At 44.7% G+C, this 21405-nt stretch carries 19 protein-coding genes and 8 tRNA genes; 4 read left to right on the top strand and 23 right to left on the bottom strand.

What is annotated here, in order from left to right; translation table 11 throughout:
- Positions 1-154: 154 nt before the first annotated feature.
- The 8 genes from AC1DLI_RS05000 to AC1DLI_RS04965 all read right to left on the bottom strand — a co-directional run bounded on the left by AC1DLI_RS05000 (position 155) and on the right by AC1DLI_RS04965 (position 12076).
- Positions 155-1276: a LacI family DNA-binding transcriptional regulator gene (locus AC1DLI_RS05000; protein ID WP_477600208.1), complete on the bottom strand. Its 1122-nt coding sequence runs from the start codon at positions 1274-1276 to the stop codon at positions 155-157.
- An 81-nt stretch (positions 1277-1357) separates the two neighbouring features.
- Positions 1358-2185: a carbohydrate ABC transporter permease gene (locus AC1DLI_RS04995; RefSeq protein ID WP_477600206.1), complete on the bottom strand. Its 828-nt coding sequence runs from the start codon at positions 2183-2185 to the stop codon at positions 1358-1360.
- A gap of 43 nt (positions 2186-2228) precedes the next feature.
- A complete protein-coding gene (locus AC1DLI_RS04990) occupies positions 2229-3128 on the bottom strand; it encodes a carbohydrate ABC transporter permease (protein ID WP_477600204.1) in 900 nt (299 codons plus the stop codon).
- 81 nt (positions 3129-3209) lie between these two features.
- Positions 3210-4511 (bottom strand): ABC transporter substrate-binding protein, encoded by a 1302-nt coding sequence (locus AC1DLI_RS04985; protein WP_477600202.1) that lies wholly within the window; start codon positions 4509-4511, stop codon positions 3210-3212.
- A gap of 416 nt (positions 4512-4927) precedes the next feature.
- Complete coding sequence (locus tag AC1DLI_RS04980) at positions 4928-6469, bottom strand: GxGYxYP domain-containing protein (RefSeq protein WP_477600200.1); 1542 nt, start codon at positions 6467-6469, stop codon at positions 4928-4930.
- Positions 6470-6621: 152 nt separating this feature from the next.
- Positions 6622-8850: a GH92 family glycosyl hydrolase gene (locus AC1DLI_RS04975; protein WP_477600198.1), complete on the bottom strand. Its 2229-nt coding sequence runs from the start codon at positions 8848-8850 to the stop codon at positions 6622-6624.
- Between the two features lie 300 nt (positions 8851-9150).
- Positions 9151-10704 (bottom strand): PHP domain-containing protein, encoded by a 1554-nt coding sequence (locus AC1DLI_RS04970; RefSeq protein ID WP_477600196.1) that lies wholly within the window; start codon positions 10702-10704, stop codon positions 9151-9153.
- Positions 10705-10936: 232 nt separating this feature from the next.
- Positions 10937-12076, bottom strand: a complete 1140-nt coding sequence (locus AC1DLI_RS04965) for a GntR family transcriptional regulator (RefSeq protein WP_477600194.1) — start codon at positions 12074-12076, stop codon at positions 10937-10939.
- Between the two features lie 210 nt (positions 12077-12286).
- Here AC1DLI_RS04965 and AC1DLI_RS04960 point away from each other — a divergent pair, with 210 nt between their 5' ends.
- On the top strand, positions 12287-12625 hold the full coding sequence (locus AC1DLI_RS04960) for a L,D-transpeptidase (protein WP_477600192.1): 339 nt from the start codon (positions 12287-12289) through the stop codon (positions 12623-12625).
- 244 nt (positions 12626-12869) lie between these two features.
- Here the strand turns inward: AC1DLI_RS04960 and AC1DLI_RS04955 are convergent, their stop codons facing one another.
- From AC1DLI_RS04955 to AC1DLI_RS04945, 3 genes are read right to left on the bottom strand one after another with little or no spacing between them, the layout of a single operon-like run.
- The gene (locus tag AC1DLI_RS04955) at positions 12870-13949 is read right to left on the bottom strand and encodes a mannose-1-phosphate guanylyltransferase (protein ID WP_477600190.1); all 1080 of its coding nucleotides are present in this window, start codon (positions 13947-13949) and stop codon (positions 12870-12872) included.
- The gene (locus tag AC1DLI_RS04950; RefSeq protein WP_477600188.1) at positions 13942-15039 is read right to left on the bottom strand and encodes a glycosyltransferase; all 1098 of its coding nucleotides are present in this window, start codon (positions 15037-15039) and stop codon (positions 13942-13944) included. Before AC1DLI_RS04950 ends, AC1DLI_RS04955 begins: the two co-directional genes overlap by 8 nt.
- A complete protein-coding gene (locus AC1DLI_RS04945) occupies positions 15039-16229 on the bottom strand; it encodes a glycosyltransferase family 4 protein (protein WP_477600650.1) in 1191 nt (396 codons plus the stop codon). Before AC1DLI_RS04945 ends, AC1DLI_RS04950 begins: the two co-directional genes overlap by 1 nt.
- 363 nt (positions 16230-16592) lie before the next feature.
- Between AC1DLI_RS04945 and AC1DLI_RS04940 the strand changes: the two genes are divergently transcribed.
- Positions 16593-17165 carry a 50S ribosomal protein L25 gene (locus AC1DLI_RS04940; protein WP_477600186.1) on the top strand — a complete coding sequence of 191 codons (573 nt, stop codon included), beginning with the start codon at positions 16593-16595 and terminating at the stop codon, positions 17163-17165.
- A gap of 51 nt (positions 17166-17216) precedes the next feature.
- Here the strand turns inward: AC1DLI_RS04940 and AC1DLI_RS04935 are convergent, their stop codons facing one another.
- The 11 genes from AC1DLI_RS04935 to AC1DLI_RS04885 all read right to left on the bottom strand — a co-directional run bounded on the left by AC1DLI_RS04935 (position 17217) and on the right by AC1DLI_RS04885 (position 19668).
- On the bottom strand, positions 17217-17450 hold the full coding sequence (locus AC1DLI_RS04935; RefSeq protein WP_477600184.1) for a helix-turn-helix domain-containing protein: 234 nt from the start codon (positions 17448-17450) through the stop codon (positions 17217-17219).
- Positions 17451-17594: 144 nt separating this feature from the next.
- Positions 17595-17679: transfer RNA gene (locus AC1DLI_RS04930), tRNA-Leu, on the bottom strand.
- A 55-nt stretch (positions 17680-17734) separates the two neighbouring features.
- Positions 17735-17810: transfer RNA gene (locus AC1DLI_RS04925), tRNA-Lys, on the bottom strand.
- 51 nt (positions 17811-17861) lie between these two features.
- Positions 17862-17936: transfer RNA gene (locus AC1DLI_RS04920), tRNA-Glu, on the bottom strand.
- A 112-nt stretch (positions 17937-18048) separates the two neighbouring features.
- Positions 18049-18366 (bottom strand): hypothetical protein, encoded by a 318-nt coding sequence (locus AC1DLI_RS04915; protein ID WP_308994267.1) that lies wholly within the window; start codon positions 18364-18366, stop codon positions 18049-18051.
- Positions 18367-18545: 179 nt separating this feature from the next.
- Positions 18546-18630: transfer RNA gene (locus tag AC1DLI_RS04910), tRNA-Leu, on the bottom strand.
- Between the two features lie 52 nt (positions 18631-18682).
- Positions 18683-18758: transfer RNA gene (locus AC1DLI_RS04905), tRNA-Lys, on the bottom strand.
- Positions 18759-18807: 49 nt separating this feature from the next.
- Positions 18808-18882 (bottom strand) — tRNA-Glu (locus AC1DLI_RS04900).
- 107 nt (positions 18883-18989) lie between these two features.
- A tRNA-Ser gene (locus AC1DLI_RS04895) sits at positions 18990-19080 on the bottom strand.
- A 5-nt stretch (positions 19081-19085) separates the two neighbouring features.
- A tRNA-Asn gene (locus tag AC1DLI_RS04890) sits at positions 19086-19161 on the bottom strand.
- 27 nt (positions 19162-19188) lie between these two features.
- Positions 19189-19668, bottom strand: a complete 480-nt coding sequence (locus tag AC1DLI_RS04885) for a SprT family protein (protein WP_477600182.1) — start codon at positions 19666-19668, stop codon at positions 19189-19191.
- Between the two features lie 130 nt (positions 19669-19798).
- Between AC1DLI_RS04885 and AC1DLI_RS04880 the strand changes: the two genes are divergently transcribed.
- A complete protein-coding gene (locus tag AC1DLI_RS04880) occupies positions 19799-20161 on the top strand; it encodes a hydrolase/acyltransferase (RefSeq protein ID WP_477600180.1) in 363 nt (120 codons plus the stop codon).
- 79 nt (positions 20162-20240) lie between these two features.
- Positions 20241-20384, top strand: a complete 144-nt coding sequence (gene cmpA / locus AC1DLI_RS04875) for a cortex morphogenetic protein CmpA (protein ID WP_308994264.1) — start codon at positions 20241-20243, stop codon at positions 20382-20384.
- A 184-nt stretch (positions 20385-20568) separates the two neighbouring features.
- Here the strand turns inward: cmpA and AC1DLI_RS04870 are convergent, their stop codons facing one another.
- Positions 20569-21240 (bottom strand): nitroreductase family protein, encoded by a 672-nt coding sequence (locus tag AC1DLI_RS04870; protein ID WP_477600177.1) that lies wholly within the window; start codon positions 21238-21240, stop codon positions 20569-20571.
- Positions 21241-21405 lie beyond the last annotated feature (165 nt).

Here is a 21405-nt window from a genome sequence, read left to right as displayed (position 1 = left end):
TTGCTGTAAATAAAATTATATTACTAATTAATAAGAAATAATCAAATTTGGTATGAAAATATCGAAAGATGTTATATCATCATTCAGAAAAGAATATAAAAAAAGCCCCTGGATCCCCAGGGGCTTCATTTTGTAATGCTTTGCAATATGACGACTATTCTTCTTCAACCGTCTCTTTAACACTTTCTCTTTCCACCAAATTGACTGGGATGAGATGCTGCCGATAATCCGTATTTTTCTTTTCAATGATGTCAACGATAATGGAAGCAGCTTTTTGCCCGATTTCATAGTAATTCTGAGCTACAGTCGTTAACGGAACCTGCGCGTATCCAACGTTTTCCTCATTATCGAATCCAACGATCGACATTTGTTCCGGTACCGAAATGCCGGCATGATGACAGGCCTTGAGCAAATCGATTGCCAGATCATCATGTTCCGCCTGAATAGCTGTAATATTCTGATCGGCCAACTCTTCAACCAATGACGTTAATTTAGCGATACGATCCTCATCTGCGATCCCCTTATAAACCTCAGATACGATAAAATCGCTCTGAATAGTCAACCGGTGATCCTTATGAGCCGAGCAATAACCGATAAACCGCTCTCTAATCGTGCTCCGAAGATCAACCTCGATAGCTGTAACGAAGGCTATGCGGGTATGCCCTTTGCGAATTAAATGGTCAGCTGCCAAATAGCCGCCGGTTTTATTGTCAGACACAACATTACTAATTTCAACGCCCTCAAAGTGCTGGTCAATCAGCACGATCGGGAAATCGTTCATGAAGAGCGTGTATACCGTAGCGATATTATGAGAAGTACTCGACGGGTAGAGAATAATGCCGCTATGCCCGCTATTGTACATTTTGAGCAGTAGCTCTTTTTCTTTCTCTACGTTCCAGTTCGAGATATGAATACTCAAGAAATAACCTCTTGGATCCAAGTAATCATTAGCTCCTTGAATGTAATCAAGCCTTCCTGTCGAGGACCAGGGAAGGATCATCGAAATGATCGGAGTACGAAAAGAAGAGGAAGCTTTCTCTATTTCAATCGTATCATCATGGTTGCGGACATAGCTTCCGCTCCCGCGTTTCCTGTAAACAAGACCTTGCTTTACAAGCTCGATTAGCGCCCGCTTGGACGTAATGCGGCTAACGCCATACTCGTTCGCAATATCTATTTCCGTCGGCAACTTATCGTTATCCCTATACACTCCGTCTTTGATTTTCTGCTGCAAATCTTCCATAATCTGAAGATATAAGGGCTTGTTACCTTGCATCAGCACTCCGCCACCCTGTTCTTTGTAATCTGAATGTTATGTCCATTTTACCAGAGGCTGTAAGACTTGCATACCAGCAAATTAGCTTTTAACCGCCCCGTCAGAGAGACCGGCAATAAATTGACGGCTGACGATAAGGAAAAAAACAATCAACGGAAGCGTTGCCAACAGCGTACCAGTCATAAGCATAGCATAGTTCGCTGTATGTGTTGTTTTCATCGATGCGAGCGCAACCATTAACGTAAATTTCGAAGAATCGGTCAAAACGACCAGCGGCCATAAGTAATCTTCCCATGTTGCCATGAACGAAGTAATGCCTAGGAAAGCAAGCGCCGGCCTTAGAACCGGAAGCGCAACGTTGAAATAAAGCCTGAAATTGTTGCACCCGTCTATCCGTCCAGCCTCCAGCAGCTCATCATGAATCGCATCTTGGGCGAATTGACGAATCCAGAAAATTCCGAAGGCGCCTGCGAGTCCAGGTATGATAAGCGCTTTGTATTCCCCTAGCCAGCCCAGCTCCTTCATAATCATGAATTGCGGAACAAGCGAGAGCTGTCCTGGAATCATCATGGTCGCAAGCAGCACTACAAACAGTATTTTACTGCCGGGAAACTTGAATTTCGCAAATGCGAAGCCAGCAAGTGATTCCAAAAACAATCGCAAGACAGTTGTAACCACTGCGACAAAAACGGTGTTCATGAACGCCCGGCCGAAATCGATGGTATCGAGCACGCTGCGAATATTCACCCATAGCTGATCGCCTACAACAAGCTTCGGTGGAAAGGCAAACACGGCACTAGTTGTGTTCGTTGACATCACGAACAACCAATAAAACGGGAAAATGGATATAACAACTCCGGTCATCAAGACCAGATGAATCATCGATTTTTTAATTATTTCCTTTTGCATATTCCTGCACCTCACGAAAGGTTAGTCGTATCTATCACCCTGGTTAACGATCATCGGCAGGCTTAAATAGTTTCCAGTTCAGGAATGAGATGACCATTATGATGGCGAACATTACCCACGAAACTGCTGCTGCATAACCATAATTGTTATACTTGAATGCTTCCCGGAACAAGTAGAGCACTATCGTTTCAGAGCCTGGATAAGGCGATGTAAGCGTTGATAGCACTTGAGGCTCCGTGAAGATTTGCAAGCCGCCGATCGTCGACATCATGACTGTGAACAGGATGATAGGCCGAAGCATCGGAATCGTAATTTTACTAAAGGTATCATACATTGTAGCTCCGTCAATTTTAGCTGCTTCATAGAGATCATTCGGAATCTTCTGAAGCCCGGCCAAGTAAATAATCATATTGTACCCAAGGAACCGCCAGTAAATCATCGTAGCAATAATGAATTGAACACTTATTTTGTGATTCAGCCAAGCAATTTCATTCAAACCGATTTTCTGCAAAAGGTAGTTTGCAAAGCCGTAATGATTTCCGAAAAAGGATTGAAAAATGATAACGACAGCGACCATTGCGGTTACATTCGGAAGATAAAAGGCAATCCGGTAAAAATCTTTAAATCGAACGATGCTCAAATTGATTAAAAAAGCGAATACAAGAGCGCTGCACAATAATGGAATATTAGCCATCGCCCAAATGGTGAACGTGTTTTGCACCGCGTCATAAAATTTAGGATCTTTAAATAAGAACTCGAATTGCGACAGTCCGACATATTCCAAATCCCCGATTCCGTCCCATTTGTTAACAGCAAGATAGGCTGAGAACAAGATTGGGAACAGACCAAACACCAAAAACAAAAGATAAAACGGAGAAATAAACAAATACAGTGTTTTGTTTTTCATGGCCTCTTTCCACGTTTGCCTTACATTAGTACCCACATTGCCAACCTCCTAACTTCTTGATGCATGGGTGAAAGAAGGACGAGGCAATATTTAGCCATCGCCCTTCTACGTTTAAGCTTAGCGACTCAATTCTCTCTTCACATTTTCAAGCGCTTCATTCCATGCTGCTTCCGGATCTTTCTTGCTTGTATCCACCAAGCTCAATTGCTCGATGATGGCATCCTCAATTTTGCCGTCTCTAGGATCGGAGTGCGAGATAACAACATCCTTTGCAGCTTCGCCGAACACTTCGCCGATCGCTTGTCCGCCAAAGAACTCATCCGGCTGTTTCATATCTTCATCCTCATAGATACCAGGAGTTGAAGGATAGTTGCCGAATTCCACGAACCCTTTTTTCAGGTTTTCTGCATTAGTCAGGAACTTAATGAGCTCAGCAGCTTCTTCCGGGTGTTTCGTTGTTTTCAGAGCGCCGAAGAAGGAACCGCCTTGGTTGCCGACTCCGCCCGCCGGATAAGCAATACGCCATTTGCCTTTCGTATCTGGTGCTGCAGCAATAATGTCGCCCTTCATCCAGGATGCACCGATAATGGATGCCATTGTACCGTTATTAAGTGCAGCATTGCTCTCCGAGCTCGATGACATACCGAATGTCGCGCCGGACTGGTAAGCTTTAACTGCAGTATCCCAAGCTTGCTTCACATGCCCCTTCTCGCCGATGAAGTTACCGCTTTCATCGAAATAACGTTCAGGCAATTGTCCAATTACATTGCGGTAGATATCAACGATAGTGCCCATGCCGCCTTTTGTTTTTTCATGAACGGTCTTGGATAGCGCGATGAAATCATCCCAAGTTTTCACTTGTTCTTTGAGCTCTTCCGGAGTTGAAGCAACACCGGCTTGTTTAAATAGATCCTCGCGGTAGAACATAACCGTCGGAGCGACATCGATCGGCATCGCGATTTGAACCTTGCCCTCATCTGCCGAAGCTACATTCCATTTCCACTCTAGATACTGATCCTTCAGATCAGCTGCGCCATAGTCATTCAAATTAACGAATTTATCGCTATACTGGATCAATTCCGTAATCCAGCTGTCCATTGCCGTTACATCCGGGCCGCCAGCTCCGCCAGCTAGAGATGTTTTCAGCTTTGTCATGTATTCACCGCCAGGAGGCAGCTTCTGTGCATTCAGCTCAATATTCGGAAATTTCGTTTTTGCTTCTTCAACCGTTGAATCCGAAATAGCGCCATTCCAATACCACAACGTCAACTTCACTTTTTCGCCTGCTGATGAGGAGCCGCCGTTATTCGGGCTATTCTCTCCTTTATTACTGTTATTTCCATTTCCGCCGCTGCAAGCCGAGAGTAGAATAGCAGTAATCAGCGTAAGCACAAATAAATAAGACATTTTTTTGTTCATTTTAGGTTCCCCCTGTATGAAATATTCAAAGCACTGCATGATGAAGCGGAATCAATGTGATAAAGCGCTGTCATAAATCTAGCTTGTGCAGCCCCCCTCGACCGTAACGGAAATCACCATTGTGACCACCATTTTAAAAAAACGCTTACAATTCATAACTAAAACAAAGCATTCCACATTTTGTATAACATATTATATAACCACTCATTTGCGGTGTAATAAGATGATATATCATTATCGATCGAAAATCAAGCGATTTTTACCAAGTTTATATTAAATTAATATACCTTATTTTCTTGGTACCGCTTCCTTTCTGGTCATTTATATACCTAATGGTATATTTGTTATACAACCACCTCTATCTTTATAGTATACACTCCAGCAATAATGTCTAACGGTAAAATCTGTAACAAAAATCACTCCTCCAGCGGCGTCCTTGTCTTCACATCTCGAACGATACGACCAAACAGTTCTTCAGGCGACACTACCTTCACATGAGCATCCAGATGGTCGATTACGTTCCGCACGTCGCTCATCGAACGACTCCATGGATGCACGTTAATAATCGTATAACCGTCTTCCTTTGTCGGATCTGCCGTATAACCGTTAATGCGCTCTGCCATCTTCACTGGATCGGCATCCCACAGTGTCTCTCTAACGCTAACGAACGGCTTGTCCTTCACCCACCAGACCTTGCCTTCACCTCCTACATATTTTTCGCCATAAGCGAGAATACCGCCTTTTAAGGAGGGAATCGAAGCGAATTGCTCGATGGATGCTTTCTCCGGACTATTCCAATCGAGAAGCACCGCGAGCTGCATATCTGTTTTTTTCATATAAGCATCAAGCCGTTTGACGTTCTCCTTGAGATCCTCCTCCGGGTACTCGCTGGGAAAGAAATACCCCGTTCCTGATACCGAGACTACAAATTGATCCTTCTTCGCATGCTCGTAAATCCGTGATAGAGCGTCTGGGGCCAAGTCGGCGAGTGTCGGAGCCATCTGCCAGCCCATCGGGAACTCTCCGCGCTCGCTGCTTCCGTAATATTTATCATTATTAACAAAATCATTCAGAAGCCATTGCACATTGTCCCCGTCACTCATAACAAACGACACATAATGCGCTTTCGGGTCTGCCACTCCTGCTTTGGCATGATAAGGCTGTTTGAAAGCCTTATCAGGCTTTACAGCAGATAATGCAGACAAATTCATCGCCCAATCCGAGGGAATCGTCGCAACGCCTTGCAGGCTGGCCGGAGCTATATGCTCAGATTCGCTCCCTTTCCCCCAGCCAAGACGAATAGCATCAGGGTTCAAAGACTTGTAAATTTCCGGGAGCTCTTCATCGCTTGCGCTATCGTAGATGTACATCGCTTTCAGCGCCACGCCATAATCACGCAGCTCCCCTCTTTCGGGATGCAGCTGCATGATGATATCCTTATTGAATTGGTCGCCATACTGCTTGAACAGCCACATGTCATCTTTATCACTTACATCCTCCAATTGCTTAAAGCCAATGGACTCCATTTTAGAGGACAACGATTTCTCAGCAGCAACGGCTTGTTTTAGCCCTGCCAGCGAGGTAGCCACGTTTACGGATGGCGAATTATTCTCATAGACGTAAAATCCTTGAATACGATCCTTAAACTTCTCCATCAGTGTCCAAGCATCTTTTACATCCTCCGTCTTCACGCGATGCTTTACTCTCAGCTCTTCCAGCCACTCATCGTAAGCATCGTCCGTAATATAAATTTCCGGTTTTTCTTGAGCCAAGACTCCTTGAAGTGTCCCTACCAGGACAAGCTCCTCTGGGCTTAAGGACGATTTTTGAATGACATACAAATGCTCTGGCGCTTCTATTTTTGGAAAATAACTAAAGGTCTTTGCATTAGCACCGCTGCAGCCGGCCAGCGCAAGCAAAAACATCGCCATCCCCAGCCATTTAGCAAATTTCATCATTTTCTCACTCCCCCGTGTCGCCACCCCATAAAGCCAGAGCCCCCTTACTTGAAAGGGGGCTTGGCCTTGGCATAGCATAGTCTGCTCGTTAATCGCTTGTAATTTTCACATTAAGCTGACTATTGCACTCGAGGCGCTCTTCCTTGTTTTGGTCACAGCAAACTCTCCTTCATGCTGCTGCTGAGCGAGAATGGCAGCTGTTCCTCCGCATACTCCTTATTTACAGGGCGGTCCGTCATCACGAAGCGGATCGTACCGCCGCCTATGAGCGTCTCATGAGGAATCGACAAACGATCCTGAAGCTCGTCGTTAACGTAAATGGCATGAACGTAAACATTTTCGGCGCTGTTATTTTCCGATTCAATTGTAAGCTGTTCACCGTTCTCCAAAGTTAGCACAGCTTTTTTGAATAACGGACTTCCCCACACATATTCCGGCGTTCCCGGAGATAACGGATAGATGCCTAATGCTCCAAAAATGTACCAAGCGCTCATGCTTCCATTGTCCTCATCGCCAGGCAGACCGTCTGGATGCGAGCTGAACAATTCCTCCATCGTTCTTCTTACCCAATACTGCGTTTCCGACGGATAACCGATGGCTGTAAAAATGTAAGGAATGTGAAAGCTTGGTTGGTTGCTGATGGCGAATTGTCCAAAATCAACAGCGGCCATCTCCGACATTTCATGGATCTCAAAAGAGTACGAACCGATACGGAAATGCGGCGGCGTCGCAAACAGCTCGAGCAAACGGTTATACATCTTCTCTCTCCCGCCCATAAGCTTAGCGAGTCCCAGCAAATCATGCTGTACCGCCCAGCTCGTTTGCCACGGGCCGCCTTCGCAATAATCGCCGCCCCAAGCAAATGGATCGAATTCGCCTTTCCTGCTCCCGTCTGCCTTTAACCCGCGCATAAAGCCGGTTTGCGGATCGTAAAGCCGAACATAATTTCTAGACCTTTCTAGCATTTGCCGGCTTTCCTCATGCTTCCCTAATCCGTCAGCAAGCTGAGCGATACAGAAATCGCCATAATAATAATCGAGTGCATTGCTCACGCTTTCGTGGTATTTATCGCTTGGCATAAATCCATATTTCACATAATCGGCCAAACCTTTGCGCCCAATGCCTTCTTTCCCGGAATCCACAGTCGCATGCTTCTTCAAGCCTTCGTAAGCGGCCTCCACGTCGAAGCCGCGAACGCCTTTAACATAAGCGTCAGCAAACACAGCATCGATCAGCGTACCAGGCATTAAGCTTCTTTCCCCCGGCGACACCCACTTCGGCATCCAGCCGCCTTCCTTATACACATTCACCCAAGCCTGCAGCATTTCGCCTACGAGCGTTGGCGAGAGAATCGAGAGCAGCGGATATTCCGTTCGAAACGTATCCCAGAAGCCATTGTCTGAATACATCGGGCCTGACTCTACATTGCCGCTAAATGTGCTATAGTGAATTTGATTGCCCCTATTGTCATATTCATACCAAACCCTCGGAAACAACGAGGTGCGATACAGGCTCGTATAGAACGTTTTTAATTTTTCGTCATCCTCGTCCTCCACTTGAATTTTTCCGAGCGTGGTCTCCCACTGTTCAGCCGCTTCAATTCTAACCTCATCAAAACCACTGTCGCCGATCTCATTTTTCATATTTAGGAGAGCTTGCTCGACACTGATAAAGGAAGTCGCAACCCTCGCCTGCACGTAGCCCGTTTCCGGAACTTCCAGACCGACATAAGCGCCCACACGGTTTCCGTTCGCTGCCCTTGATTCACTTGAAGCAAATTCCTTATCGAACGTTCCGCTTAGCCCTTCATTAATTTCGCAATCGAATGAAATAGCAAAGTATTGAGCAAAATTTTCCGGTACGAGATTCTCGCTGTTCCCTCTCGTGAAACCTGTCACAAGGCGGGCAGCCGAGTCGATCTGAATGGAAGACTCTCCTTCAAATGGGGATACGAGAAACCGAGCGCCGTCCCGCTCCTCGAAGCGGATTCGAATGACGGCGCAGCGTACGGTTGGGGCAAGCTCCAGCGTCGCTCTGTAGCGAAGCAGCTGAACGCGGAAATAGTCAGGTCTGATGATTGTTTCCTCTGGCCTGAAAGATGAAGCCCAATCAAATGGAGACAAATATAACGGACCTGATTGAGGCATTAGCAGCAAATGTCCATAATCAGCCATCCACGGGCTTGGTTGATGAGTAAGACGGATGCCTTGCAGGCTTCGGTGGGAAGGATGGAAAAACCATCTTTCTCCCGCCTCATCCGTTTGGGGACTCCATGCTGCCATGCCGAATGGACGTGTAATGAGAGGCAGCGTATTGCCATTTGAGAATTTCATGATAGATGCGGTACCTTGCAGTGGATTAACGTGGTCCAAAAGTTTCATATGATCTTGTCTCCCTTATTCGTATTAGCGTGTTATTGCTTCTCCGCTTTTTCTTGCGATTCGTTCAACAGCTTAGCGATCGGTTCTTCCTTTGTGAACCCGAGCGAATAATTGCGGCTTAGAGGATGAAATCAATTTATGATGCCTTTGTTCTTTAGGAGATCTATGTTTATTATATTTAACATTGCAAATATGTCAATATAACCTTATATCAAAAAATATACAAAAAAACTGCAGCCAAGCGGCTGCAGTTTCTATTCTTCCAAGCATTATTTTATTTCGATGTTCGTGTTACAGTCATTATTTTACACTTACAAAAATGGGGTTAGAATAGAACCACAGGTCTTTGTAATTTCTCTTGTTGATTTCGATAAACCGAGCCTCGTTATCTTCGATATCTGTCTTCTCATCCATCAACGGCTCTCCGTTTAGTGTCTCCCCTGGCACATTTACACCCAAATTAGTGCCTCTTAGCCGAAAATACTGATTTTTGTCGGAAGCTTTCACTTTAAAGGTAATGACATTGTAACCGTCTTTCGTCGTTTTCCATTCCTTGCTGGTAAACCGCTTAAGCACCTTGGTCGAATCATTGGTTTCCTTGTTGTACGCATCTGTTCCCGGCTTCGCATTGCCTGTCACATCGCCCGAGATTAGATCCACGTGATCGACTTTAACTGCATCGCCATTGTTATTTTTTTTCGGGCTTTTAAATTTAATGGTTACGGTCAGCTGCTCGTTCTTTTTCACTTTCAGCTCCCCGCCCATTTCCGCCTTGTTGTTACCCTTCGTAATGTTGAAATCAAGGGCATTGATTAAATCGCCGAATACGGAGAAAGATTTCCCCGAACGCATACCGTCAAGGACAGCAAGCGAATCGCTTCCATTCACCCATGTATAGTTTTTCGAATATTCACCCGGACGGTATCCGCTTGAGTACAGACGATTGTCGCTAATGAAGAAATGCGAATCTGAATTGGCAAAGTTCCAGAACCTGCGTCCTTCTCCCAGTAGCGCATCCCATGCGCCGCCCTTTTGAGCCAACATGTAATCTGCGCCGCCGTATGTCCGATTCTTCGGAGTTGCTAAATTGAGGCCGCCGCGATCAGGTTCCATTTGGTTGCCAACCATGCCTTCAAACCCGAAAGCAACCGTCGGAGCGATATTGTTGAAATCACGGAAATCCGCTATCGTGTACACCGTTTTTCTCGATGGGTGATTAAACAGTGCAAAGCTGGTCTTCTTGTAATTGGTCTCCAGCCAATTCAATGCCGTACGCGCATCCTCGCGCGTAGAAAAAGCCCGGCTGTCCTTTGACGTCCACTCGGCCACATCCGCCGGATCAAAATACTTTTCTTCACGGTTCGTGAACAAATACTCGAACTGATTTGCCGCTTTCAAGCTCTGCTCGGAGCCCGGCTTGTCCGTAATAATACCAACCCCAACATGCTCATAGGTCGGCATATCCCACTCAAATCCGGAGAAAATGATTTTTCCCGGGTATTTGCCAGCCTCTTGCAGCTGCTTGATCTTGGGTACCTGATATTGCAGCATCCCTTGAGAAAACGGGATTGATCCATTCGGCAGCGGTTGTCCGTCGTCATCTCTTGATTCCATTCGCAGATGGTCCGCAAACCCCATCCAATCCAGGCCGTAATTCTCCAGTCCTTGATCCAGCAAGTAGGTCAATGAATGCTGCGCGTCATCGGATTGATAGGTATGCACATGATATTCACCAGTTAGCCATTTGCCGCTTTTAACAGTTTCTTTCTGGTCCGTAGAAGCAGAAGCGCCTTGTGCTGCAATCGTTACAGCAAGCGTCAGCCCAAGCAATACAGACATACGTTTCTTAGACATAATGAAAACCTCCAGTAGATTATTAGGACTTAATAAACGTTATCAGTATAAAACGGTTTTTAGGTTTTGACAATGATATATTTAATATAGATAATGTAAATGTTTCTCATAAAACAAAATGCCATTTTTTAAAAACATATAATCCGATACCGCAACGCAAAAAAACCTAACCAAGCACGGTCAGGTTCAATATGAATTGTCTATAATCCATTTTGAAAAATCACAATAATTATTATTCGTTAATTGCCGCGGTTGTTTGCTTGATAACCAGCTTTGGCTCTAGTACTGTCCTTATATTTTGAGTCGAAAGCTGCCGGCCCTTCAAGATATGCAAAATCAGCTCTCCCGCCTTCAAACCCATATCGCTTTCCGATTGGTCGATATGGGTAAACAAGCTAAGATCCTCCATCATCGGGCTAGGATTATCGAACGTTACGATAGACAACTCTTCAGGCACCTTTATGCCGGCCCGTTTGGCGATCGACCAAATTTTGAAGCCCAGGTTCCCGTTCAAGGCAATAAATGCGGTAGCTACGCGGTTCTTAATATAACGGAACAAGGGATGCTCCGGGTCGAGCATGTCCATATCGGAGTCAAAATCCGTAAGAAGCATAGCTGGATTGATCATCGCCCCACGCGCCCTTAAAGCGTTCATGTAGCCGTTGATCCGATCATCTACAGACACAGTAGGCACCGGCGAATCCGAACAGATCGCGATTTCACGATGCCCTAGGCTCCATAGATGTTCAACCGCTAGTTTGGAGGCTAGCATACTGTCTGAGTATACGGCGTTTGTTTCTACACCGGGAAGATAACGATCAATGAGTACAAATGGATATTCCGACATTTTCAGCGTAATAATTTCCTCGTTATAGATCTCTGCATCAACCGGGAAAATGATCAAGCCTTCCACCTTGTTTTTCAGATCGCGGATAATTTCCTTCTCTCGTTCCTTTGAGTTAAAGCTAAACATCATCACCAGAGAATATTCGCTATCCTCCATAGCATCGGTAATTCCCCGAATAAGACGAATCGCGAAGTAATCGTCCACAAAAGGAAAAATGAGGCCTATCTTAGGACGTTCCGAGTGATTCGAGCTCTCCAAGACAGGCGCAGAAGCTGATTTCTCCGGTATTATTTCTTGCTCCGGCACCCCCTTGACGAAGGTTCCACGGCCGGGGATACGATAAATCCAACCTTCTCTCGCAAGCTCGTTAAGCGCATTCGCCACCGTAATCCGACTGACTTTGAATTGCTCAATCATTTCTTTTTCCGTCGGTATCTTGTCATCTTCCTTCAGCTGTCTCGTGCTGATGAGTTCTTTAAAATAGTTCTGTATTTGTATGTAAAGAGGTTCTCGTTCTGAGCTCATCTTCTCAAGCCTCCAAGGCTAAATTTAAAGTTAACTATAATTATTATATACAAATATAACATATCATCAAATAATGTGCGAAGTAACTCCAAATATTAACAATAGAAGCAGAAAAGTCAATCTTTTCCCGTCAATTAGATTTTTAGAAGCGATCCAATGAAGCAAACCTCCACACCTTAACATAACATATGAGAAAAGGAGTGGAGCCTCATGCCTGATTATCGGATCATCATCGATCTTTCCGATCGCAAGCTGCATCTTCTCGATGGAAATATCGTCACTCGTTCTTTTCCTGTTGGCATTGGAAAAATGGTTACCCAGACCCCAACCGGTGAATTTACGATTATAAATAAGCAAGCCAATCCCGGCGGTCCGTTCGGCGCATTTTGGATGGGACTATCTAAGCCCCACTACGGCATCCATGGCACGAACAATCCGTCTTCGATCGGACATATGGTTTCGCTCGGCTGTATTCGGATGTATAACGACGATGTCCTAGCGCTGTCCAAACTCGTGCCCATCCACACCCGCGTCACCATCAGGCCTTAGCCATTTCGCCAAATAAATGGCTACTTTAAGCATGGCTGCAGCCTCCTTAGTGTTCAAGTAACCAGCTTTTCACAGCGCATAAAAAGAAAAAGAGGGCTTACTCATGAAGAGTGCCCTCCTATAAACCTATTGCTTTAAGCTAAGCAGAGATGAACTCCGCCAAATACCGACTCCAATTATATCGGATTCCTCCGAGTTTCGTTCTTCCATGTGGCCGAAAAATACAGCTATCGACTCAGCCTTCTTAGGCATATTCCTGCATTCCTTTATCCTTCAGCATTTTGACGATTTCCTTTACCTCCTGCGCCTTATCCTTCGCGCATATTAGCAGAGCATCCTTAGTATCCGCTATAATCAGCCCATCGATACCGATGGTCGTTATGAGCCGGTCCTCTCCATAAATGATAGAGTTACGCGTTTCAATGCCAAGGTAGTTCGCTTTGACGATATTGCCCTGCTCATCCGGAGGAAATATCGCCCCCAGCGCATCCCAGCTGCCAATATCATTCCATCCAAAATCGCCCTCAATCACGACGACCTCGTCACATCTCTCTAAAATTCCGTAATCTATCGATATGTTTTGCAACAACGGATAGATTTCATTGATCATTTCTTCTTCGCGATCAGTGCCCAAATATTCTATTAATGGCATCATCGTTTTATAGAGTCTCGGAAGAAATCTTTTGAAATTGTCGATAATACAGGATGTTTTCCATATAAACATGCCGCTGTTCCATAGGTAATGGCCGGATTGTAGATAGGACTGCGCCTTTAAAAAATTTGGCTTCTCCACGAATTCAGCGACTTCAAACACGCTGCAGGGCTTTGTTAGGGCTGGCTCGCTTCGGTAAGAAATATAACCGTAGCCGGTCGATGGGAAGGTGGGCTTAATGCCAATCGTCACGATTTTATCGGTCTTCATAGCAATATTGCAGGCATCCTCCAACGTTTTCTTGAATCTTTCTTCTTCCGTAATATGATGATCCGAGGGAAACACAACCATCAAAGAATCGCCATGGTTTTTCTCGATAAATAATGCAGCCAGTAGAATGCTGGCTGCCGTATTTTTGGCTACAGGCTCTACTAAAATATTAACGTGCTGAACGCTCTTATGCATAATGCTCTCAAGTAACACCGCTTGTGAACGGTTGGTCACCACAATTGTGTTTTCCAACGGAATAACCCCGTTAAATCTTTCAATCGTATCATTGAGCATAATATCGTTGCCGCTTATGTTAATCAGCTGTTTCGGAAGCTCCTGACGGGATAGTGGCCAAAAACGGGTACCGCCTCCGCCGGCTAAAATCGCAGCATATTTATTCATCATGCATCACCAAATGAGCCATGCAGTAAGAGACAATATTCTCAGACCCTTGATTTAAGTTTAACCCAACCGCATGTATGCCATCGTAACAGGCACCGGTTTGAGCATCTATCAACGATTCCTTTAGCGAATTACGGCCATGGAACCATTCGTAGCAGGTTGATGCGAGAACAAGATACGTATGGTTTCCTAAGATTTTATAAGCAGCTAGGCAGGCCAGCAGCATCTCAGAGGCCTCTATAGGTTGTTCATCATACAAGGCTGCCTCTCCGCCCCGTTCAAGCCAGCCATGACTGCCGACGGGCTTAAAATAACCTTCCTTCGAGAAAGTAATTGAAGCAAGAAAGTCGAGGCTTTCCTTAGCGGTTTGCCGAAATGATTCGGTATGTGACAACCGCGAGGCTTTGAGAAGCGCCCAAGGAAGCATCGCATTTCCGTACGTGATACTATTTTCAAACCACTGCCACTCTTTTCCCTTATTGCTCTCATACTGCAAATGCAGGCGCATAGCTAATTCCTCAACCAGCGATTCGATCTCTGCTCGCGGCAGAAATGCAGGGTCATCCATTTCCTTACGTGAATAAGGAAAGCTGTAGCTTAAAGCATCCGGTGTTTCAAGCATAGAAGTCAGTCCGATGAGCGCATAGGCCATCGCCCTCGGCGATCCAAGGCTCCTTATTCTCGGAAGAGCTTGATTAATCATATATCGGCATGTATTACGTAAATTATCAGGTACGGCAGACTCCGCAAGCGTGAAACCGAGCGCCCATAAGCAACGTCCCAAGCAATCTTCAGAACCCGTTTTTTCTATGAACATACGGTTGTAGTCCATAAAATTCCGAAAGCTTCCTTCTTTGTTTTGAGCATGGTGGATAAATGCCAAATAGGTGCGAATGAGATCCAGCGTTTCCGCATCTTTTCTACTTTTGTACAGYATGACCGCTGCAATCAAAGCACGCGCGTTGTCGTCCGAGGTATATCCCTTATTTCTGTCGGGTATACCAAATTTCGTATGCTGAAAGATTCCCGTATCATCCGTCAATCTTTTCAAATAATCTGTCAGCAACGGTCGCGTCATCGATTTTACCATCACACTGCGCTCCCTTTTAACGCATAGCTTTGAGCAATGATTTCACGAAAAAGAACCGCATACGACTTAGCCACTTCATTCCACATCATCGTGCTCCCGAGAGCAAGGGTTCTGTTCTCCATCTCTGTTTTTAACTCCGGATGATCTAGAACAGTTATGATATGATTTTTTAACGAGACAGAATCACGGAAATCCGCAAGCAAGCCCCGGCCGTCAGCAAGCATCTCAACCGCGTAACGGTACGGCGTCGAAATAATAACCCTTCCATAACCAATTCCGAATGCAAGCGTTCCGCTAACTGCCTGATCCTTTCCTAGATAAGGGGTCATATAGATGTCAGAAAGCACAAGCGAATGTACAACTTCCTCCTGCGACAAATGCCTGTCGACAAACGCAACATGCTTCTCAAGGCCAAGCCTTGCAACAAGGTCGATCAGTTTCTGTCTATACACTTCTCCTACCTCTTCTTTAACAACGGGATGCGTCTTACCCCAAATAATATACAGGGCATCCGGATGCTTCGCCGCAACGCCGCTCATTGCCTCTATCGCGTATTCAATTCCTTTTCCCGGGCTTAAAAAACCGAAGGTGGATAGAATCTGCCGATTGGAATAGCCGTAACGCTTCTTAAGCGCTGTGCGGGACTCTGCAGCTACGACAGGAACACCGTGATGATACATTTCGATTTTGTCCCGGTCTATGCCGTAAATCTCGTGCAAATCCTGTATTTTATTTTGTGCCATCGTAATCGCCTTAAAGCTCAAATCAGCAAGCCGCTTCATAATAGACAGCTGAATAACGCTCGGTTCGGACAACACGGTGTGGAAAATAACGATAAACGGGATCGTAAGCTTCTCCGCCAACTCTAAAATGTATTCCCCGCTTTCTCCGCCGTAGATGCCAAACTCATGCTGAATGACCAATAATTCAATGTTTGATTGATTGAGCTCTACCGCTGCTTTGGCGTAATCCGTACGGGTTTGCTGGCCAATCTGTCCCATAACCTGATTGCCGTATGCATATGCTTTATTATTGTTCACCGCAATCATCCGCGGTTTATTAAAATCTTGCATTCGTTCGATCTCATTCATCATATCCTGCGAAAAGGTAGCTAGACCGCATTCTCTTGGCAAACTCGTTCCGAGGAAAGCCACATTATGTTTTATTGATCCTTTTTTCAAAATAATCACTCCCATATTTTATATTTTCTTACATTTGGATATAAAAAAAAGAAATAAAGATATCTTTATTTCTCCTGCGATCCTTATGCATTTGGCTGGTTGTGATCTCTGCTAATACTCACTTTGAAGCTAATGACAGCTGCCGATGCTTACGATTCCGCTCCTATCTGCTGCTTAAACCTTAACACGACCATATTTTCTTGTCAACGAGACCAATTTCTTCCTCTTATTTGACAACGAGAGAACTTGTGATAAAATTAACATATGACAAGAAAATATGGTCGTTAGCAGACTGATTAGACATTCCATTGCTAATCAGTCTTTTTTTATTGTCGGTTTTATAGCAACCCATTCGATTAGGAGGCAACAATAATGAGCAATTCTATCCAGTTAAGCGAACGGGTCAATCTAACAAAGTCACAAATCAATGGACTAAGAAAGCAGGGTCAGGTTCCTGCCATCGTTTACGGCAAGGATGTTGGCAGCGTATCGGTCATCGTAGGCGAAAAGGATATCCTTTCAGCGATAAAGCACAATCAGCGTGCCATTCTTATTGCAGCAATTCCGGCTCAAGGAAATATGCCTGTATTGATTCAAAATATTCAAAGAGATCCGATCAGCAATAAAATCGTTCATGTCGATTTTTATCAATTGAATATGAATGAGAGTCTGGATTCAAAAGTAACGATTCACTTCTCCGGCGACCCGGCGGGCGTTAAAGAAGGCGGCATTGTTCAAGTAGAAATGTACGAGGTTGAGGTGCGCTGCATGCCGGATAACCTGCTTAGCGCGTTTGAGGTTGATATTAGCGGGCTCAGAATTGGTGATCAGCTGCATGTCTCCGATCTCGCTTTCCATGAGGGAATAGAGGTCCTATCCGATCCTAGCGCGATGCTTATCAAGATCTCACAAGCTCATGCGGAAGAAGTAGTTGCTTCAGCGTAAGCTTCATATAAATAACAAGGGAACCCTATACAGGATGTACAGGGTTCCCTTTTATTTGTTTGGATCCTCGTCATCATGGATGACAATGATAAAATGTCCTGGACTTACATTAAAGTACTTGCACAGCCTCCATATCAGATCTCGCGGATATTGTACCATCTCATCCTTGTACATCTTTCGTACCGAATCAAAATGGTAATCGATATCCTTCGCAAGCTGCCGTATCGATAAGGTTGGATCCTTTTCCCTCATTATTTCCTTTAAATTACTGTGAACCCCCGGCATTGCTGCACCTCCATTCCATAAATATATAACGGCATGAACATATTATCAACCGTTCCTCTACCTGCACTAATTTAACAGCGCACCTATCCCTAATCACGCACAAAAAAACGACTCTATAGCTAGAGCCGTAACGTTTATAAAGTATGGTGCGGTAGACAGGATTTGAACCTGCACGTCCATTGGACACTACCCCCTCAAGATAGCGTGTCTGCCGTTCCACCACTACCGCACATTTGAAGTTCGAAGGATTATAAAGCCCCACTCGCTTCGACATGCTGAGCAAATGGTGAGCCATGAAGGACTCGAACCTTCGACACCCTGATTAAAAGTCAGGTGCTCTACCAACTGAGCTAATGGCTCTCGGTGTGAATACAATCGAGCTCATTAGAGCTGGTACACTTTGAGGAAAATTGGTGACCCGTAGGGGACTCGAACCCCTGTTACCTCCGTGAAAGGGAGGTGTCTTAACCACTTGACCAACGGGCCGTTCTAACAAAACAATCGGTGTTGTGTGAGACAACAAAAATGATTATATCAGCATATTCGCCGAAGTACAAGCATTTTTTTATTAATCTTTATTTCCTTGAAAAAGCAGCGATTAAGACTCAATCGTCTCGGCTTTAAATACGTTATCCAACTTGTCCTCAGGCGTAAGTCTTTTCTTCAAAGGAACCTTAACGTCTCTTCCCAGTTCTTTGAAGAAAGTTTCTACATCGCATTCGATTTTGTCTACGTATACCGACAATGTGCCTCTTTCGATAATCGCTTCATTGCCCTCTGCCGGTACCGTTACTTCGATCGAATATTTCTTCATCAATGTGTTGCTGTACCGCGCAAAAATCTCAAGCAATTCCTCGTTATTGAATTTCCCAATCGCCGCTTGTCCCTTGTTCGTAAAGTTTAAGTTTATTTTCATGTTTACAGCTCCTCATCTCTAATGATGCATCTGTTTGGACGGTTCGAGTAACTTATAACGAAAAAACCACTCTCTAGTCAGATTTATGATCTGAATATAAAGTGGCATCATCTATCAGAAAAGTGTTTTAAAATGACACCTTCTAAGTTCACCTATATACATCGGCAAGAAGTAAGTTATGGTGCGGTAGACAGGATTTGAACCTGCACGTCCATGGGACACTACCCCCTCAAGATAGCGTGTCTGCCGTTCCACCACTACCGCACATTTATAAGTTGACATCCTTCACTCCCATTTTCTTAGTCATGCTAAGAAATGGTGAGCCATGAAGGACTCGAACCTTCGACACCCTGATTAAAAGTCAGGTGCTCTACCAACTGAGCTAATGGCTCTCGGTGTGAATACAATTGAGCTCTAAAGAGCTAGTACACTTTGAGAAATTGGTGACCCGTAGGGGACTCGAACCCCTGTTACCTCCGTGAAAGGGAGGTGTCTTAACCACTTGACCAACGGGCCGTATAGATCACTTTAAAAAAGCCATTTCACAATGCTGCAACCTCATTGGCAAATAAAAAAGACCGGATGAACGGTCTTGCCGTTGCAAACTTTTGTGAAAAAAATTGTGGCGGAGAGAGAGGGATTCGAACCCTCGCACCACTTACGCAGTCTAACCCCTTAGCAGAGGGTCCCCTTGAGCCACTTGGGTATCTCTCCAAATCTGGCTCCCCGAACAGGACTCGAACCTGTGACAACTCGATTAACAGTCGAGTGCTCTACCAACTGAGCTATCAGGGAAAAGTAAAAGTGACAAGTAATAATATATCACGTAGCTTTTTGTTTGTCAATCAAATTCAGCAGTAATTTTCCGCGGCATTTTCCACATGCATATTTGGCCGGGTCAACTTTCCGTTTTCGCAAATATTCCATCCCGCATTTGGTGCAAATGAGCTTGTAACGAAATGGCTGCGGCTTGCGCTGCGCGCGTTCAGGAAGAGACTGACAATAACGTGAACCCCCGACATGGGCAAGCAGTTTTTTGAAATCGGTGTCTCGATGCTGATATCCCCTTTTCAAAATATGCAGGTGATAATGACAAAGCTCATGCTTTATAATTTTCTCGGTTTCCTCGCGTCCGAAAGCCGTAAGCTGATGCGGACTGATCTCAATATTGTGTGAGCGTGTAAAGTAACGTCCTCCCGTTGCCTTCAAGCGAGCGTTAAACGTTGCAACATGTAAAAATGGACGACCAAAAAAGGTCATAGAAAGCTGCTCAACCCATTGCTGCAAAGCCTCATTATTCATTGATTATTCTCCCCCAACTACTTGAATTTTAAAGCCGCGATAGGCTACACTGTCAAGTAGGAATTATTAAATACGTAGAAAATCCGCAAAAGAAACACGGTAGCATACCGAGGGGAGACCAATAACCATTATGGCAACAATGCGCTATGTCCTATTGAAACAAAATGACAGTATCTTTTTTGTTGAAATGCCCGATTCGCACGCTTATCAGCTAAGCGCGCTCAATCTTCGACTTCATAAAGAAATCGATAAATTGACGGCTGACCATGTACCTAGCCTTCCTTACGCGGTTGCGGAATGCAACGACGTCGAATTGCATGATTCGTCAATCAGCATCGTATCAGGCCTGGATTACATCAACAGCCTTGAGAAGGATTTTGCAGGCGTGCAGGAGAAATCCTATCCGCTCATTTCTCTTTTGACGGAAATACGCGCTTTGCAAGCGCAGCTCGAACAGTGGTATGAGGAGTACGAAGAAGAACTGAGCAATTAGTTTGGACCTGCACGGACACTCGCCCTTTCCCATATTCTAGTATTACAACAAGTTAGGCCCCGGGAGGAGGACGATACGTATGCCACAGTGGCTGTGCAACCAACTGATGCGCGCTTTTCAAAAAAAAGATCGCAGACAAATCAAGCTCCTTAATGACTGCTGGTATTTCTACCGTAATAAACAAAGTCCGAAGGAAGAAAGCAATGACACCGTTTTTCAATAATTGCTCCCTTTCGGATCACATAATCGCAAACGTCTGACGACCTTATAGGAAGACACGTTTCGCGATGAAATATAAGCTGAGTTATAAAAGAGCGCTCATAACTACTTATATTGTATAAAATAAAACCGGCCCCCTTAAAAGGAGAGGCCGGTTTATTTATGGTTCTTTGTATGCTGCCTTTTTCTTAAAACTTATTAAAAAAAGTAATATCATCAAGCGACAAGCGCGTTGTTGGATGGCCTTCAACGGCTGCTTTACCAATCGGAAGCATCAAGGTCGGCAAATATCGATCCGAAATGTTAAACATTTCTTTCACTTGATCGCGGTTGTAACCGCCCATAGGTACGGAATCGTATCCTTTTGCGCGAGCAGTCAGCATAATTTGCATAGCTACAAGACCTGTATCGAATACAACGATTTCTTTCAAGCGCTCTGCAGGCAGCCCGGAATACATCTTCGTGGAGTTAGCGCTGAAATTATCCGCAACTTCCTGCGTCATATACCCAGCTTCAACTGAAGCGCCATAGATTTTATCGGACAAGCTGTACATTTCCAAATCAGCAAGCACGATTACGATTGCTGATGCTTCAGTCACTTGTTGTTGATTGAATGCGATTGGCTGTAATTTCTGCTTCAGCTCAGGATCTGTCACAATTAGGAAACGCCATGGCTGCATGTTTGAAGAAGATGGAGCTTTTGTAGAAATTTCCAATATTTCACGGATTTCTTCTTCCGAAATAACAACGCTGCTGTCATATTTCCGAACAGAACGACGGCTGTTAAGGACGTTGAAAAAACCTGCGGATTGCTCCGTAGTTTGAACTGTTACTTGTGAATCGATTTGTGTTGATGACATTATGATTCCCTCCAAAGGATTATTTTTATCTGTGCAAAATACAACTCAGTTGATTCCAAAATTTTACTGTGTGTAGATCCACACAGTTAATGACTGACTAACTGTACAATTTATATACACAGTATAATTCGTGCTGTTGTTTTTGTCAATCAACTAGTTTTATTC

The organism is Paenibacillus sp. 01T443, assembly GCF_056398325.1.
This window is presented reverse-complemented; position numbering and strand designations above follow the sequence as displayed.